The organism is Christiangramia lutea (assembly GCF_022489035.1).
GTDB lineage: Bacteria > Bacteroidota > Bacteroidia > Flavobacteriales > Flavobacteriaceae > Christiangramia > Christiangramia lutea.
On sequence record NZ_JAKVTV010000001.1, the window covers coordinates 830388 to 848085 of the forward strand.

Annotated in this window: 14 protein-coding genes; 10 read left to right on the forward strand and 4 right to left on the reverse strand. The window is 40.4% G+C overall.

What is annotated here, in order from left to right:
- Window position 1: 1 nt before the first annotated feature.
- From ML462_RS03775 to ML462_RS03790, 4 genes are read right to left on the reverse strand one after another with little or no spacing between them, the layout of a single operon-like run.
- Entirely contained in the window at window positions 2-1198 is a 1197-nt protein-coding gene (locus tag ML462_RS03775; protein ID WP_240712392.1) for a DUF4249 domain-containing protein, read from the reverse strand.
- Between the two features lie 16 nt (window positions 1199-1214).
- The gene (locus ML462_RS03780; RefSeq protein ID WP_240712393.1) at window positions 1215-2390 is read right to left on the reverse strand and encodes a DUF4249 domain-containing protein; all 1176 of its coding nucleotides are present in this window, start codon (window positions 2388-2390) and stop codon (window positions 1215-1217) included.
- A 6-nt stretch (window positions 2391-2396) separates the two neighbouring features.
- Complete coding sequence (locus ML462_RS03785) at window positions 2397-5150, reverse strand: TonB-dependent receptor domain-containing protein (protein ID WP_240712394.1); 2754 nt, start codon at window positions 5148-5150, stop codon at window positions 2397-2399.
- Window positions 5151-5885: a hypothetical protein gene (locus ML462_RS03790; RefSeq protein ID WP_240712395.1), complete on the reverse strand. Its 735-nt coding sequence runs from the start codon at window positions 5883-5885 to the stop codon at window positions 5151-5153.
- A gap of 339 nt (window positions 5886-6224) precedes the next feature.
- On the opposite strand from ML462_RS03790, the gene ML462_RS03795 reads away from it, so the two are divergent.
- The 10 genes from ML462_RS03795 to ML462_RS03840 all read left to right on the forward strand — a co-directional run bounded on the left by ML462_RS03795 (window position 6225) and on the right by ML462_RS03840 (window position 17432).
- Entirely contained in the window at window positions 6225-7325 is a 1101-nt protein-coding gene (locus ML462_RS03795; protein ID WP_240712396.1) for a formylglycine-generating enzyme family protein, read from the forward strand.
- 285 nt (window positions 7326-7610) lie between these two features.
- On the forward strand, window positions 7611-8252 hold the full coding sequence (locus ML462_RS03800) for a hypothetical protein (RefSeq protein ID WP_240712397.1): 642 nt from the start codon (window positions 7611-7613) through the stop codon (window positions 8250-8252).
- A gap of 40 nt (window positions 8253-8292) precedes the next feature.
- Window positions 8293-9747, forward strand: a complete 1455-nt coding sequence (locus tag ML462_RS03805) for a hypothetical protein (RefSeq protein ID WP_240712398.1) — start codon at window positions 8293-8295, stop codon at window positions 9745-9747.
- 360 nt (window positions 9748-10107) lie between these two features.
- Entirely contained in the window at window positions 10108-10860 is a 753-nt protein-coding gene (locus tag ML462_RS03810) for a tetratricopeptide repeat protein (protein WP_240712399.1), read from the forward strand.
- Between the two features lie 12 nt (window positions 10861-10872).
- On the forward strand, window positions 10873-11520 hold the full coding sequence (locus tag ML462_RS03815; protein WP_240712400.1) for a YiaD family glycine zipper/OmpA-like lipoprotein: 648 nt from the start codon (window positions 10873-10875) through the stop codon (window positions 11518-11520).
- A 176-nt stretch (window positions 11521-11696) separates the two neighbouring features.
- Window positions 11697-12548, forward strand: a complete 852-nt coding sequence (locus tag ML462_RS03820; RefSeq protein ID WP_240712401.1) for a peptidyl-prolyl cis-trans isomerase — start codon at window positions 11697-11699, stop codon at window positions 12546-12548.
- Window positions 12541-14667 carry a hypothetical protein gene (locus ML462_RS03825; protein WP_240712402.1) on the forward strand — a complete coding sequence of 709 codons (2127 nt, stop codon included), beginning with the start codon at window positions 12541-12543 and terminating at the stop codon, window positions 14665-14667. Before ML462_RS03820 ends, ML462_RS03825 begins: the two co-directional genes overlap by 8 nt.
- On the forward strand, window positions 14601-15344 hold the full coding sequence (locus tag ML462_RS03830) for an ABC transporter ATP-binding protein (protein WP_240712403.1): 744 nt from the start codon (window positions 14601-14603) through the stop codon (window positions 15342-15344). Before ML462_RS03825 ends, ML462_RS03830 begins: the two co-directional genes overlap by 67 nt.
- Window positions 15337-16515 carry an ABC transporter permease gene (locus tag ML462_RS03835; RefSeq protein WP_240712404.1) on the forward strand — a complete coding sequence of 393 codons (1179 nt, stop codon included), beginning with the start codon at window positions 15337-15339 and terminating at the stop codon, window positions 16513-16515. The genes ML462_RS03830 and ML462_RS03835 overlap by 8 nt, the downstream gene beginning before the upstream one ends.
- Window positions 16512-17432 carry a metal ABC transporter substrate-binding protein gene (locus ML462_RS03840; RefSeq protein WP_240712405.1) on the forward strand — a complete coding sequence of 307 codons (921 nt, stop codon included), beginning with the start codon at window positions 16512-16514 and terminating at the stop codon, window positions 17430-17432. The genes ML462_RS03835 and ML462_RS03840 overlap by 4 nt, the downstream gene beginning before the upstream one ends.
- Window positions 17433-17698: the final 266 nt, after the last annotated feature.

Sequence of the window (17698 nt, forward strand, 5' to 3'; positions counted from 1 at the left end):
CTTATTCTGTCCAGAATTCGGGTTGTACATTGGTTCCAAAATAATTACAGTTCACACACCTGGCTGCTATAACGCTGTAAACTCCAGGTGGATCTTCTCCAAATAATTCTACCTGGTTAGATTCCACAAGTTCCCTTAGATAATTCCTGTCCTCAGGAGTAAACGGTTCACATGGCCCATAATGCTGAGGCCTCGGCTCTTCTATAGGATCAAAATAATCTGTATAGCTAAAGAATAGCCTTTGTTCATCTACGGCGGCAGTGGTAAAGAATCCAATTACTCTTTCACCAGAATTGGTTACAGACTGTATGTTCCCATCTAAAAATCCAGGCTGATATTGAGAGAAAATATTCTCTGACTCAGACAGGTTCTTTAAAGTGGTATAAAAGGCATGGGCTTCAGCAGATATCTTTAATTGTTTTACCAGGATACTATATCGGTGGGCCAGTTTAGAATCTTCCTTGGAAAGGAATCTCACCAGGTAATTATTAATATTGCTTCCTGTTAGATCTGCCGTGTTCGATAGAACTAACTCCTGGGAAGGCAGCGTGTTATAACAGATATATTCCTCATTCGCTTTGGGAACTACCTCAAATTCATCTTCCTCATTAATGATAAGATCGTTAAGGATCCTGTACCTGGAAACGATTTTATAGGTTTCTTCAAATTCATACTTGTAATAACTTCCCTGGTTTTCATCTGAGGAGCTTACCAGAATGGCCACGCCGGTTTCTTCTCTTATTTCAGTCAATGTACTGCTAATATTATCGATAAGAGTAGGCTCCTGGCCAATTGCAGCTGAGGACTCATAAGTGCCTTCCGGAGTGGTGATCTCAAGTACATATTCTATTCCCGGCTGCGCACTGAATGGAGTTTCCGAAATATATACTCCATCTGAATTTCTCTCAAAACGGAAAGTCGCGCCATTTGAAGAATTAACTTCTACACTGGCGTTCCCTACAACCGAAGGTTCATTGTCTTCAAGGTCATAACTACGGGTTAATTTAATTTCCTGGAATTCTTCCTGGTCGGTAATTATACCTTCAATTACCAGGTAGCTTTCGAAATTTTGTGAATCCAGTTCAATTTCATCAACGCATGAATTTAAAAACAACATTGAGATCAAGCCGATCATGACCTTTACAGGCATATACCTTAAAGATTTACTGGAGTTTATAAAAGCTTCAATACTTTTCATTAATTAGGTCTTCATTTTATTCAATCCAGAAATCTGGCTGCACATTAGTACCGAAATAATTACAATCTACACAGGGTGCAGAAATCACAAAATAGGTCGTGGCTGGAAAATCTGGTGGTTCCTCGGCGAAAAACTTCACTTCTCCCTCACTTATTAGTTCCTTTAGAATATCATGCGTATCGGTAAATTCTTCACAATCGTTGAGATGGGATGCTCTTTGCTCTACGATTGGATCAAAATAATCTGTATAACTAAAGAATACCCTTGCTTCATCTACTGCAGCGGCACTAAAGACACCTATCACTTTTTCTGCGTTACCCTCAACAGCCTGAACATTCCCGTTCAGTAAACCAGGCTGATACTGAGAAAAGATATTATCTGCTTCAGAAAGTTTTTTCAAAGTAGCGTAAAAGGCGTGAGCATCTGCCGAGATCTTCATTTGCTTAACCAGCATGCTATAGCGCCAAGACATTTTATAATTGTCCCTGGCGATAAACTTCACCAGATAATCGTTAATGTTGTTTTCTGAAAGTTCATTCGTGCCTGAAATAATCAGTTCTTCAGATGGCTGAGTATTATAACAAATATATTCTTCCCTGGTTTTTTCTATTACCTCCAGGTCGCCTTCTTCATTTATTATGAGGTCCCAGAGTTTTTCATAAGGTGAAACGATCTTGTAGGTTTCTTCATATAGATATTTATAAAAACTTCCCTGATTCTCATCTGAAGAACTAACCAGAATGGCTACCCCGGTCCTACCTCTAAGGTTAGTTTTCGTGGTTCTTACCTCATCGATCCCTGTTGATTCCTGGCCAGAAATAGTTGAAGAGCGATATATTGAATTTTCAGTGGCTACCTCAAGGGTATATTCTGTACCCGGAACCGCACTGAATTCCACTTCAGAAAGATATATGCCCGGGGAGGCTTCATAGAAGAGGATATCTTCACCATTAGACGATTCTATACTCACCACAGCATCGCTAACTTCGGATGGTCCGTTTTCTTCTAGCCGGTAACTACGGTTAATTTTAATCTCCTGGATTTTAACCTCATCTGTGATCACCGCTTCTACGATAAGAATACTTTCAAAATTCTCTGTATCCAGCTCAAGCTCTTCGACACACGAAGTCAATAACAACAAAATACCAGCGAAAAAACTCAGCTTTAGTGATATGTCTTTAAAAACCTTCAAAAAGAATTAAAATTTAAAGTTATAAGTAATCGTAGGAATAGGCATGGCGAAAATTGAACTTTGATAAGCTTTAACCTCCCCGTTATCGGTTACAAAGAACACCGAATATGGGTTGTTTCTTCCCAGGACATTATAAATAGAGATACTCCAGAAGCTGTGCGCCAGTTTTTCAATTTTATGATTTCCCTCGGCATTAAAGCTCAGGTCCAGACGATAATAGTCAGGAATTCTATATTGATTTCGGTCACTATAAGCCACAAACTGTGAATTATTGAAATCATATTTTCCAATAGGGTAAGTAACCGGTCTGCCTGTCTGGTAAATAAAATTGGCTGAAAAACTAAATCTTTGGGTAAGTTTATAGTTCATTACTACACTAACATCATGCGGCTTATCAAAATTGGAAGGAAAGAATTCTCCGTTATTCACTCTCTGAGTCGGGTATTCGCTGTCCAGCTTTATAAGCGACCTGGAATAGGTGTAACTCAGCCAACCGTTAAGATCTCCGAAATTCTTTCTCAGTAAAAACTCAGCTCCATAGGATTTTCCTTCACCCTGGATGATCTCGGTCTCAATATTCTCGTTCATGAATAGAGCTGCCCCAGTTTCAAAATCTATAATATCATCACTAAGCTTGTAATAGCCTTCAACGCTAAGCTCATACATATTGTCATTGAAATTCTTGAAGAATCCAAGAGAGAACTGTTGAGCCCGTTGTGGTTTGATATGGGTATCTGAAAGTTTATAAATATCGGTAGGAGAAACCAGCGTATTATTAGACAGGGTATGGATATACTGCATGGTAGAATTATACCCGCCCTTCACCGAAAAATCATCGAATATTGAATAACGTGCACCAAATCTGTATTCAAGGCCCGAATACGTTTTTACTATTTCATTGTTGCCGAATTCTTCGGTACCGGTAATACTATTCTCGCTTTTTGGAGCGTCATCGGCGTAGGAATTTACCGTTGAAGGACCCAAAGCCGAAAATGCTGAAAAACGCAAACCAGCATTTAAAAGGAACTTATCAGAAATTTCGAATTCGTCTGAAATAAATAGAGCCGATTCCAGCCCTTTTTCACGGTTCAAACTATTATTCTCTACGATAGATTCATTTCCCAGTGGACTCACGCTTCCAGGCTGGATGTTGTATAGCTTAGTGGCAAGTCCGTAATTTAATTCATGGTCCCTGCCCAGTCTATGATCCAGGTCTATTCTAAGCTTGGATTCATTGATCTCGAAACTGGAAATAAAGCTGTTATCGAACTGGCTGTCGTATTCAATATCAAATCCATAATTACTATTTGAGACATTGATAGACCCTTCCAGGTCATTGTTGAACCTGTGATTAAAAGTACCCGAAAACATCATGTTATTATAGGCATACAGGGAATCTGAAGTTATACTAAACTTATCCCGGCTATAATAACCCGTAATATTATAATCGTTATTCTCATCTATCTGGTGGCTGTAATTCGCAATAGCATCGTAGAAGGAAGCCTCGCTATTATTCAGCGCCTCTTCATCAAGCGTATTAAGTATCCAGTCTGAATAGGTTGCCCTTCCTCCTAGTATGAGTGAAGATTTATCTTTTACTATAGGAACCTCTAGCTCCAGGTTTCCGGTTACTGGGCCTACAGATCCCTCACCGGCTATTTGTTGGGTATTTCCTTTTTTAGTCCTTATATCGAAAACCGAGGATAATCTTCCTCCATATTTTGCTGGAATATTTCCTTTATAGATCTCTACACTTCCCGTGGTAAACGGATTTATAGCTGAAAAGATCCCAAAGAAATGGTTAGGATTATAAATAACCCCATCGTCAAGAAGAATTAAGTTCTGATCTTCTCTACCCCCACGGATATTGAAGCCCAGGGCTCCTTCTCCTGCCTTGGATATTCCGGGCAGAGTCGTGGCGGCTTTAAGGAGGTCTCTTTCCCCAAGTACCAGCGGCATGGTTTTGATCCTTTGAACATCTATCACCGATACCCCGGTGAAGGCTTCCTTTACATTTCGGTCAGATTTTGAATCAATTATCACTTCGCTCAACTGCTCCAGGCTTTCCGAAAGTGAAAAGTCCAGGGTCCCGTCGTTATAGATAACTGCTCTTTTTCTTACAATATCATTCCCCAAAGTCCTGGCAATTAAAATATGTGGCCCGGCTTTTAAACGCAGACTATAATTTCCATCAATATCGGTTTGAGTACCTTTGTTTTCTCCTTCCACCAGAATGGCCACATTAGATAACGGACTTTGATCCTTGTTGTTCAGCACTCTTCCGGTAAGGGTGTAATATTCATTTCCGCGGGAATCAGATTCCTTCCCGATTTTGTGGGTAGTAATTGCTCCGGCCTTATCATTTTCGTCAAGAAAATAAGGTATATTCTCTTCATTTACCCTTTCAGGAGTTTGTTCTGCGATCTCTTTTTCTTCGGTCTGGAATGAAAAGTCTTTATGAACAATGTTGTTTTCGGTAATAATAATGCGATCATCCAGGATATAGTAGTTAAGTACAGTTTCCTCTAAAATTTCTGACAATATATCTTCTAGCGGTACATCCTGAAAACTTTTAGTAATACGAGTATCTGTAATCCAGTCCTTCAGAAAGAAGAATTTATAGTCTGAATTTTCTTCAATTAGACTAAAAACTTCATCCAGCCTGGCATTTTCAAACTCCAGATCTAAACTTTCCGTTTCCTGGGATGATGAAAAAAAGAATGAAAAAACACAGATAATAAGGGTAATTATTCTTTTCATTTAGCTCTGGTTCTTTTTTGTTTTGCAATCGAACTCCTCAATGAGATTGCCCAAATCTCTAAGAAAAACCTCATAATTAGACCTTCTCTGAGACCGGTTAGACCTAAAGAAATCGTTTAAGCGATCTTTTTGATCTGGATATCTATACTTAAGATCCGAAAGATCTGGCTCAAGGAGACTGTTCGAATCAGAGATAAAATATTCGGTAGATAATTTTTCGAATTCATAGTAGACTACGCTCCTATCTCTTTTATCAAGTGGCTTCGTGCGTTCTTTTTTATAAATTTTCATGCAATCGTAGGAATACAGAACTTCATAAAAGCCCGGATCTCCGCCATCCTCCACAGATCTTAAATTTTCAAATTCATGTTTTCCAATACTGAATGAATCTACGAGGTCTGTAATTAACTCAATGATAAACACCTCCTCGCCAGATCTTTTTATGGTAGCAATTAAAATGTCCTGGTAAATATCATATCTAAGCAGAATATTAGAAAACTCTTCATCATCATAAACCAGGCTACCCAGTTGAAATTCCCTACCGTTAAAATAAGGGTGTTTTTCATTGATAGTCCTGAAATTCTCCCGGTAGGAAATACCGTTTAGAATAGCAAGGTTTTTATACCCCTGAATGGAGTCAAGTTTCGAAAAAAAGGCCTGGTTATTTGCTGAGGACTGGGAATAAAATATATTCAGGGAAAAGAAAAAGCACAGGCAAAGGTAAAATTGCTTCATATTAAGATTAACGGCTAGCCGAAAAAGGCAGGAATTTAGAATTTTAGGTCACCGAATGTAATGATAACCAGAAAACCTACAAATTAATAATTCTTAAAAATTAATCGAATTGATTTGAAAACCCATTTGGATATGCATATTTTGATGAAAAATATGAGGCCTTATTCCCAAAAAAGAACAAAAAAACGAAAAGACCCCTCCAATATTTATTCGAACAAATCATCTTCAGACTCGAACCTGTTATATCTTCCAAACCTGGTAGATAATATTGAAATTTAGAGCTACATACTTCCTGATTTGGAATTAATTAGCTATTTTTTGACCTGAAAAGTTTTCCCTATGAAAAAGTTACTTCTAATATTCTGCCTTATTGCCTTAGGATGCAAATCTGATAAGAACAAGGAGATCAAGGATCTATCTTCAGCCCAGGAAAGTACTCCTGAGATCGGTGATATTTTAGTTGAGAAACCAGCCGATGTAGATGTTCCTCCTGGCATGAAATGGGTTTCCGGTGTGCATTTCACCATGGGTGCAGACGAGTCAGATCCGTTGGCACTTCCAAGGGAAAGACCTGCACATCCGGTTGCCGTGGATGGCTTTTTTATAGATATAACCGAAGTCACCAATAAAGATTTTAAAGAATTTGTGGAAGAAACCGGTTATGTTACAGTGGCCGAAAGACCTATAGACTGGGAAGAATTAAAAAAGCAGCTCCCACCCGGAACCCCAAAACCCCACGACAGTTTATTGAGGCCGGGATCCCTGGTTTTCAAAAAAGACCTGGAAGAATTAAAGATCTTTAATTTTTCCCAATGGTGGGAATGGAAAACAGGTGCTAACTGGAAGCAACCTGAAGGCCCGGGAAGTTCAATTGAAGGTAAGGACAACTTTCCGGTAGTCCATATTTCCTTTGAAGATGCCCAGGCCTATTGCAGATGGGCCGGAAGAAGGCTTCCTACCGAAGCTGAATGGGAGGCCGCAGCACATGGAAAGAGACCCGGTGGAGTTTATACATGGGGAAATGATAAAAAAGAATTGAATTTTCTAGCCAATACCTGGCAGGGAGAATTTCCCTTGAAAAACATTCCTGAAGACGGTTTTAAATATGCAGCCCCGGTTAAATCCTTTCCAGCTAACAGCCTTGGATTATTCGATATGGCAGGAAACGTTTGGGAATGGACCAAAGACTGGTATGACGAGCAATACTATCAAAAACTTTTGGAACAGGGAGAAGTTATTAATCCACTGGGTCCCGAGAAACCCTATAATCCGGCAAATCCTTATGAGAAGGAAAAAGTGATTAAAGGCGGCTCGTTTCTGTGCAATGAATCTTATTGTGCCAGTTATCGTATCACAGCGAAAATGCCTCAGGCCCTTGATTCAGGTTCAGATCATCTAGGCTTTAGAACCGTGGCTACGGTAGAAATGCTCCGGAAATAGTTAAATCCAGAGGCTAGAGAAAGACTCTGCACATTTTAAAATGCAGTATTCTGATATTTAACATTTTAAGTGATAAACCCCTTCAATAGGCTTCGATCTTAGCAGAAATGAGGGATGAGATCTATAATTTTCATTTAATAAACACAAAAAACCACTCAAACACCTATTAAACAAACACTTATAAGGTTTAAATTACTATATTTAATAGCCGGCAGCTCTGAATTCTACATTCCTGAAGGCACCGACCTGTAACTACTATTAAATATCGATAAAAATTTTACACCTATGAAAACCAGAATTTTAAGTGTGCTATTCGTCCTGTTTTTAATTTCATGTGGAACTAATACACAAATCGTTGGAGCATGGACCAGTGAAAACATTCCCGCTGACAAATCCTATAAAAAAGTATTTATCGCTGCGCTTACACCAAATACCAATGTGCAGAATGCTGTTGAGAACAACCTTGCATCTGCAGCGCGAGAAAGAGGTATTGAGGTTAGCACCAGCGGGCAGACTTTCAGCAAAAGTTTCACTTTAGATAATCAGCCAACTAAAACAGAGATTCTGGATAAAGTAAAGGCTCAAAATGCTGATGCTATTTTTACGGTAACGCTTTTAGATAAGGAATCTGAGACCAGGTATGTGCCTGGAAGTACCACGTATTACAGACCAATGACCTATGGAGGGTATTACGGCAACTTCTACAGTTATTATAACACCATGTATCCTATGACCTATGATCCGGGCTATTACAAAACCGATAAGGTCTATTTCCTGGAAAGTAATTTGTACGACGCCAGTTCAGAGGAACTTATCTGGTCTGCCCAATCCAAAACCACCAATCCGTCCAATATTGACTCTTTTGCCAGAGATTATACTGAAGCTATGATAAAAGAACTGGTAAAAGACGGTGTTTTAAAAGAATAAACTTTTCTACCCCCAATACGAAAAACTAAATTAATGGGATATGAAAAGATCAATTATTCTATTTTTCATCAGTTTCTATTTCTCAGGAATAATCAATGCGCAGGACTCTCACTACTGGTCCCAGCAATTTGGAACAAGGTCTGCCCTACTTTCCGGTGCAGTCCTGGGAGGAACCAATGACAATACGATGATCTATTACAATCCAGGCGCTCTGGGATTACTGGATAATTCGTCCATATCTATAAATGCGAATGCATATAGATTAGGAAATATACGGGTAGAGAACGCCTTGGGGCAGCAGGCCGATTTTGAAAGCGCACAAGTTGGTTCTGTTCCATTGCTCGCTGGAGGAATGATAAATACTAAAGAACAGAAATGGAAAATAGGTTATGCCTTTATCACCCCGGTAGATTTTAGTTTTAAGGGTATAGCCAGGCTTGAAGGAAACGAAGACCTTATTCCGGCTGATGAAAGTACTGGCCTGGAAGAATTCGTTGCCGAGGCCGGAGTAACTACCAAAACATCGGAATTAATTTTCGCTATAGGCCTGGGCCGGAAATTAAATGAAAACTGGTCTATAGGGTTCAGCAACCTTTTTACTGTTCGTTCACATTCTTATCAACGAAACTTTTCTACCTATGTTTTTATGAATGATGAGGAGCGGACTCTCGTTGGTGCCAACCAGAATCAGAATGTGGAATACTATAATGTTAGGTATGCGGCTAAACTTGGAGCAGTTTATCGCAAAGGAAACTGGAGCTCCGGCCTCACTGTAACTACTCCTTCCCTTAACCTTTTTGGTAATGGCACCCTCGCCTCGAACATTGCCCTAAGGAATATATACCTTAACGATGATAATGAACGTGTTAGCGGTGTGGCAACAGCCCGGCAGGCAGAATTAAAATCTAAATTTAAATCTCCTTTCTCAGTTGCTCTGGGAACGAATTATGAAAAAGGCAGGTCCAGCGCTGGAATAGCTGTGCAGTATTTTTCCGGAATAGACATTTACAATATCATGGAACCTACACCGGGTTCTTTTGTACGGCCTGCTGAACTTGCTCCGCAGCTACAAAGTGACGCTTTCCTGAGAAACAGGGCTGCCGCAAAATCTGTTTTGAATATTGCGGTTGGGTATGAACATAAATTGAATGAGACCATTTCCCTGCTTTTCAGCGGTAGAAATGATATGTCTTATTTTGATGACCAGCTGAATGAAGGAACAGGAATAAAGACCACGATCAGCAGCTGGGATATTTACCACTTCTCTGGAGGTGTTACCATAGACCATAAGAATAGCAGTCTTAGCCTGGGATTATTGTACAGTACAGGAAATACGGGTAATTATGAACAAACTGGAAACTTTGACCCAAACAACGTAGATCTGGTAGAAGGCACCACTACTATCACAAATGCCAGGTATAGTAATATTGGGCTTTTAATAGGCTATACGTTCTACCTGAAGATGTTCAGCTTTAAAAATGAACCTGAAAACTAATCCCTGTGATTGGATCTAAAACAAGCCAAATCACTTTTTAATCCCAAAATTTTAATTGGCCTTTTCTTACGGAAAATTAGGATTTGGAAAATTGAAGCTCGTTCCATTGAACAATTTATAAAATCTGATTAAAACATTTTTATTTAACTGCTATTCAGTGTTTTATATTGTTTTTATTTTTAAATTTATAATCATAATAAAATTCCTACCCCTTTACTTATGTGAAAGTTCTGTGAGAAACTTCTTTAATGATTTTGATCTGTAATCGAGTTCAATAATGTTACAGTTATGAGAATACGTGAAATAATTTTATGCTTTAGTTTTTTTTGTCTTCAAAATGTCCATGCACAAACCTTCACCATGGGAAAGAAATGCCAGGAAATTTACCAGAAAACCCAGGCTTCTCTGGACCAGGAAGCTTATAATGATGCACTTAGCCTTCTTGATGAATTTTCTAATGATTGTAAGACCAAAGACGCACGTGAATTAAGAAGTGTTGCCAAAGCCGAAGCTTTTAATGGCCTCGGACAATATGACAAGGCAATAAACGAGGCAGATCTTGCCCTGGACGTCACCAAAGGAAAAAGTTTGAATGCATGGTTTCAAAAAGCTGTTGCTCAAAATAAAAAGGGAGATATTCAGGCTTCAAAAGAATCTTTGGGAGAGGTCATTTCTCTAACGGAGATGAATCAGAATACTCAGCAAAGAGCATCTAATTATGCTCTTATGGGAGCCTTGTACAGCCGGCAACTAAATCAACCAGACTCTGCCTTCTTTTATCTGGATAAAGCCAAGGAACTGGATCCCGGTAACCCGGATATTATGATCCAGGAAGGAGACATCTACGTGAATTTTGAAGATTATGACAATGCATTCATGGCTTACGATGAAGCCCAGGCTGCTGGAAAGAACGATATGGAGATGTATAAGATAAGAAGTGAAGCCTGGCTAAAGAAAATGGATAATAAATATGGAACCAATAATGCCCAGGAATTAAAAGCGAAAATGACTGCTCAGGAGAAAGAAGACCTGTGTACAGATCTCAATAAGGCTCTGGAAATGGGCTGGCGGGATATGAATAAGGATATGTTCGCCGCCTTGGTATGCAATTAAAACTTAGATATTATGAAAAAGACGATCACATTATTATTAGTTGTAAGCCTTTGCCTTGGCTGTGGCTCCTGGAATAAACAACAAAAAGGAACCGCTGCCGGAGCAGCCGGTGGAGCCCTTTTAGGAGCAGCCGTTTCCAAAGGTAGCGTGTGGGGTGTTCTGGCAGGAGCTGCTATTGGAGGTGCCGCAGGTAACCTTATAGGAAAACACATGGACGATCAGGCCAAAGAACTGGAGCAGGCCGTCCCTACTGCCGATGTTACCCGAGTTGGGGAAGGTATAAATATGACCTTCGATTCCAGCCTGGCCTTCCAGATCAATTCCGCAGAAATTAGTCAGTCTTATAAAGATGAGCTAAAAAGTGTTGCTGGCGTATTCCAGAAATATGATGATACGAACATCCTAATTGAAGGCCATACTGATGATACCGGGGAAGAAGCTTACAATATGGAACTTTCCAAAAAGCGAGCCCAGGCCGTTGCCGATTATTTAGTAAGCCAGGGAGTGAGCTCGTCAAGATTAACCACCAAATGGTATGGTGAGACTCAGCCTAAATATGAAAATACGGAAGCAGACCGCGCCAAGAATCGCAGAGTGGAGTTAGGTATTTACGCCAATGATGACATGGTAGCGGCAGCCAAAGAAGGAGAATTGGATTAAGTTTATTTATTAACCATTCTGGAAAAACACCGTTTCTGTTGAGCAGGCGGTTTTTTTTTTGCTCCATTTTCATTTTATTCGCTATGGGTATAATCAAAAAAAGTGTATCTTTTTTTGAATTTCGCTTCACTGCTGTTGGAATACAAATCCTTGAATCGTTAATATAAAGCTATTATATGTCTGCCCTTCTAAAAAAGCCCTGGTTTCAGATCCTGCTTATGGGTATTTCCCTGGCCGCAATTCTGTTAATCGTTTTCGGGCCTAAAACCCCCGGTGCAGAGGACAAAAAGGTGTTGATTGGTAACGCCGAGGTGGCCCAGCTTATTGCCAGCTGGAATCGTACCTGGAACCGTATGCCTACCGAAGAGGAATTAAATGGTTTGCTTGCCAATCACGTTCGCGAAGAGATCCTGTATCGCGAAGCCCTCAATCAGAATCTGGATAAGAACAATGCCATGGTTCGAAGAGGATTGATCATGCAAATGAATATGATGGCTGAATCTCAGGCTCAGGAAAAATCGGTTTCTGAAGAGGCCATCAAAGCCTATTATGATCTTAGAAAAGATAAGTTCTTCAGTTCACCAGAATATACGTTCACCCAGATTAATTTTGACGGCAGCAGGGAAGAGGAAGAAATTAAAAAGATCGCCGAAAGACTGAACTCTCAAAATATTCCGCCCAATTCCGAAAACCTTCCAGGAAAAAAGGGTATGCTTCAAAAGGATTTTAAAGAGGCCGATGATTACACTATAGTAAGGGCCCTTGGAACAAATTTTGAAAGTTCGCTCGAAGGCATGAGATTGCAGACCTGGGAAGGCCCGGTAAAGTCAGGTTTTGGCTGGCACCTGGTTTATATAACTAAAATAACAACCTCGGAAACTTTGCCTTTGGAGGTGGTACGTGAAAATATCATTACCGAACTTCAGTACGAAGAGGCGCAGGCTGCCAAGGAGCAGTTTTATACAGAATTAAGGCAGCAATATGATGTTGTCTACGAGGGTATGGCTAAAGACCTGATGAATGAATAATTCTTTCAAAAAGTTCATTTTTCTTGTTCTACTGGGGATCTGCCTGCTAAAACCAGCAGATTTCAGAGCTGATATCGTTTATCCGGCCAGGCTGGAACTCACCGAAACCGAACCCGGGGTTTTTAACGTTTTCTTTACCCTACCGGTAATAAATGGAAAGGTGATCAAAGCCAGTCCCATTTTGCCTGGGACCTGTAATAATCTAAGTGAACCGAAAATTACCGGTACGGCTTATTCCAAAAATCTTAGCTGGAAAATTTCCTGTAATGAAGAACCGTTCTATGGAAAGCAAATTGGTATCGAAGGCCTGCAGGGAAGCCAGGTAGAAATTTTACTGGTGATCAATTTATTGGATGGCAGAAGTTTTAATAAGAAATTGAGTCCCTCCATGGCCTATTTTGAAGTGCCATATCCACCAGGTTTCTTAGAATTATTAAAAACCGGAACTTTCAAGGGTGCAAGAACCATGCTTTTACAGCACTATTTTTATTTGCTGGTATTCGGACTCATTTTTTTACTGAAGGTTAAAAACAGGAAAAAATACTACCTGTTCTTATTTCTATCCATTTTAACCGGCTATTTCCTGGGAAACTTCGAGCTGATAAAAATCCCCGGCTGGATGTTCCCCGTAAGCGTTCTTATTGCACTCTTGCTGTTAGGCTTAAAAACTTCTGGATTACAAAATATCCAATTTTCATCACTTTTGATCCTGGTGCCCGGGCTATTCCTGGGGAATCTGTTGAGTATTGAAAAAATCGATTTGGTACTTACTCCAGGTGAAGAGTTAGTTTTTGCCATATTTTTTAGCCTTGGTATCGCGCTAGGGCTTTTACTGGTAGTCATACTTTTTTCGCAACTAAAAAATATCCTGAAATATTTTAAGGTTTATAAAAAGTTTTTGCCTGCGCTTTCTATCATTATAGGCTCACTGAGCTTAGGTCTTTTAATTTTTGAGCTCAGTCTGTTCTGGCGAACAACTTCCATGTTGCCGCAAATACCGGGCATAAGTCTTTTATTTATCTTGCTTATTCCCCTTCTCATTTCGAGGCGAAACTTATTGGCTTCCGGATTTAGTTTCGCTATTTTTTCAGTCTTCGGTCTGATCCTTTTAATGAATGGATTTTCCATTCCGTATGCTGAGATTATGTTACTTGGCCTGATCTTGTTAAGCCTTGTTTTCAATTTATTGAAACCGGTAACACCCCGAATATTTTTTCTGGTAAATATCACTATTGGAGCCGTATTGGCCGGAAATATCCTTGGAAGTTATGCAAACGATAATTTGTCTTTTCCACTGGCCAGATCTATTGGCTATCTCGCCATGGCAATATTTCTGATTGGGATGATAGCAGGAATTCTGCCTAAAAGGTCAACTAGTAAAATGTATCATAGAGTTTGGGGACTCTTGCTTCTGAGTTTCGGATTGATGTTTTTCGGAAACCTATTTTTGGAGGAATATTTCGATAGTTTGGCTTCAGAATATGTGAATGGAATTCTTCCAGTGCCTATTCTAAGCCTTATATTATTGATATTTACCATTATTGCCTGGCCTAGAAACCGAAGAATTCACAAGCAAATGAATCTGGAAACCCGGAAACCATTGCTTAGCATAAGTCTACTGGTACTGGCCCTAATTCTTCTGCCATTTCATTTTGGCATAAAAAATCCCTGGTATGAAGCACAAAAGCTTGATAAGCAAGGGATGAAGCTCGTTATGGAAAATGTATTATCCAATACCTATACCGCCTTTAATGAAGAAGATGAGGAGAAACTTTTCGAAGCGCTTAGCCAAAATGTAGATGCTGAACTGCTGGACAATGTTTACCTCGATAGCCGACGCAGGCTGAGCATGGGATTGAGAGAAGGTGCAGAAGTTAGCGTTGAAGAGGTAAAATTAAATGAGCTCGGAGACCCGGCACAAAAAACCGACTCTGATATTTTTGAATATCCCGTAAAATGGACCGTTACAGCTCGGGTAAGACATCTAAAACATATACATTACCGCAAGAATTCATATACCGGCACCGTTGCCTTAAAATCTATAGATAATCAATGGAAGATCTCAAAAATAAGTCTCTCCTCCGAAGATCGGAAAGTGATGGCGGCTTCGAACCTGTGATCAGGATGGACCAGGTGGGCTTTGCCTATTCCAGGGATTCTTTTAAATTAAATATCCCTAAACTTAGTGTTGGCAAATCTGAAAAACTGGGTATTACCGGGCCCAGCGGCTGTGGAAAAACGACTTTGCTGAATCTAATTTCAGGAATCATTAAGCAAGATTCAGGGAGTATCCGGATGGGAGATATAGAATTGAACAAACTAAGTTCACAGGACATGAAAGACCTCAGGCTAGTGAAGATGGGACTTATCTTTCAGCAGTTCGAGTTACTGGAATATTTGAATGTGGTGGATAACATCCTGCTTCCATTCAGGATCAATCCAATTTTAAGCCTGGAAGCCGAAACCAGAGAAAGGGCAAGAACCCTGGCTACTTCTATGGGACTTGGAGATAAGCTGAAACGATTTCCGGCCAATCTTTCGCAAGGGGAACGTCAGCGGGTTTCTGTTGCCAGGGCTTTGATCACTCAACCGGAGCTACTTATCTGTGACGAACCAACCGCCAACCTGGACCCGGTGAACCGGGATCATATTCTGGACATTATAGCTTCCTACTGCGGTGAGAACAAAACTGCTTTGGTAATGGTCACGCACGATCAAGAAATTTTGAACAGGTTCGACCGGGTACAGGACATCCTGGAATTTTCAAATTATAAAGATCCTCGCAGGCATGAATAACAGTTTTTACATAGCCTGGCGATACCTTCAATTTCATTGGGGTAAAACCCTGCTACTCATACTTTCCATCGCTTTGGTCGTTTTTATCCCGCTGGGATTGAATTACCTGGTGAATAAAGGTTCGGAAGATTTGATGGACAGGGCAGAAAAAACACCATTAATTGTTGGTGCAAAAGGCAGCGAAACCGAATTAAGCCTGAGCGCGCTCTATTTCAATAAACCGAAGAATGATGCCGTTGAATTCCGTGAAGTTGAAAGTATTAAAGAACAGGATTTGGGCATTCCTATCCCGCTGAATATCGAATACCAGGTAAAGGAACAACCTATTGTAGGTACTACTTCAGCATATTTTGAATTCAGAAATCTGGAATTAAAAGAAGGCAGAAAAATGGCCATTTTAGGCGAATGCGTCCTGGGTGTAAATACCGCAAAAAAGCTGAACGCTGAAGTTGGAGGTTCGGTGATCTCATCGCCTTCAGGAGCTTTTGATGTGGCTGGCAGTTTTCCTCTTAAAATGACCGTGGTTGGTATTTTAGAAGAGACCGGTACCCCCGATGATGAAGCTGTGTTTACCGATATCAAGACCACTTGGGTTATTTCAGGAAAAGCTCACGGTCACCAGGATCTGCAACAGGTAGTAAATGACACCTTACTGCTCAATAAAAATGAAAACCGAGCTGTAGCCAGTCCCGCAGTACTATCTTATACAGAAATCACTCCGGAAAATATCAATTCTTTTCATTTTCACGACGATCCGGGAGATTATCCTGTGAACGCCATTATCGTGGTACCCAACGATCGTAAATCGGCTTTGATGCTGCGTGGACGTTACGAAAATAACCAGAATTCAGTGCAGATGCTGGTCCCGGAGGAAGTGATCTCAGAGCTGGTAGACACCATGATCTCTATCAGGGATCTTCTAATTCTGGCCGGAGTGATTATTGGCATTGCCTGCCTGGCGATCCTGGCCTTTGTGTTTGCACTTTCCATCAAACTTAGAAAAGCTGAGATCACTACCATGAAACATATTGGCGCTTCCCGTAATTTTGTAAGCAGCGTGCTGGGAATTGAAATTGGAATTGTGCTAATTTTAGCCATCATTTTATCAGGAATCTTAACTTTAACCATGGGGAACTACGGAATCCCACTAATAGAAAAACTAATCTCATGAAAAAGACCAGTCTAATTTTAGCATTTTTGATCTGCCTTGTTTCCTGTAAGGATAAAGAAAAGGAAAGTCCGCAGGAAGAATCTAAACAGCCGGAAGAACAACCTGTAGTTTATGTAAGCAACTACCCGCTTTATTATTTTGCTGATAAAATTGGCGGGGAAGCCATAGATCTTAAATTTCCTGCTTCAGAAGAAACCGATCCTTCCGGTTGGGTTCCAGGGGCAGAACAGATCGTGGAAATGCAGGAAGCCGATCTAATCCTGTTGAATGGTGCCACTTTCGAAAAATGGCTGACCAATGTTTCGCTTAATGATGAGGATATGGTAAATTCCACGGCAGGCCTGGAAGATAAAATGCTTCCGCTGGGCGAAAAATTTACCCATAGTCACGGGGAAGGTGGCGAACATACCCATGAAGGCACGGCCAGCATTACCTGGCTGGATCTTGAGCTGGCCATCGCCCAGGCTGAGAAAGTGAACGAAGCGCTTAAAAACACGGCACCGGAAAAAAGTGAGGAATTCCAGGCTAATTTCGAACAGCTAAAGAACAATCTTACGGAATTGCACCAAAATTATCAGGACCTGGAGATAGACCCTGAAAAAGTTCAGTTGATCTATTCCCACCCGGTTTATCAATATTTACAGGATGCTTACAGATTAAAAGGTGAGAGCCTGCACTGGGAGCCTTCAGATGAATGGAACCACGATAAAAAGCATGAAATAGAACACCTGGCTAAAAAAGGCCAGAAAACCTACCTGATCTGGGAAGACGAGCCTTCCAAAGCTATGAAAGATGGCTTGGAGGAAATGGGCGTGACCTCGATTGTGGTAAACCCGCTTTTCGGACAGCCGGAAAACCTGGATTTTCAGGAGGTGGTATTTAAGAATTTACAGAGTCTGCAAAAGATTTCTGAATAAAATATTTGCTGTCTGAAAATTAGAAAATCGTCATTCTGAATTTATTTCAGAATCTCTACAACTTGATTACGGTAAAAAAAAGAGAACCTGAAACTCCCGAAGTATCGGGACAGGTTGACGTGAAACCTGAAAAGCACAAGAACCTGAAACTCTCTAAGTATGTGGACAGGTTGACGCGGCACCCTATGATTTGAATTTCGTCATTCTGAATTTATTTCAGAATCTCCACGGAACACCCGAATGGAGAGAACCTGAAAGTCCTGTAG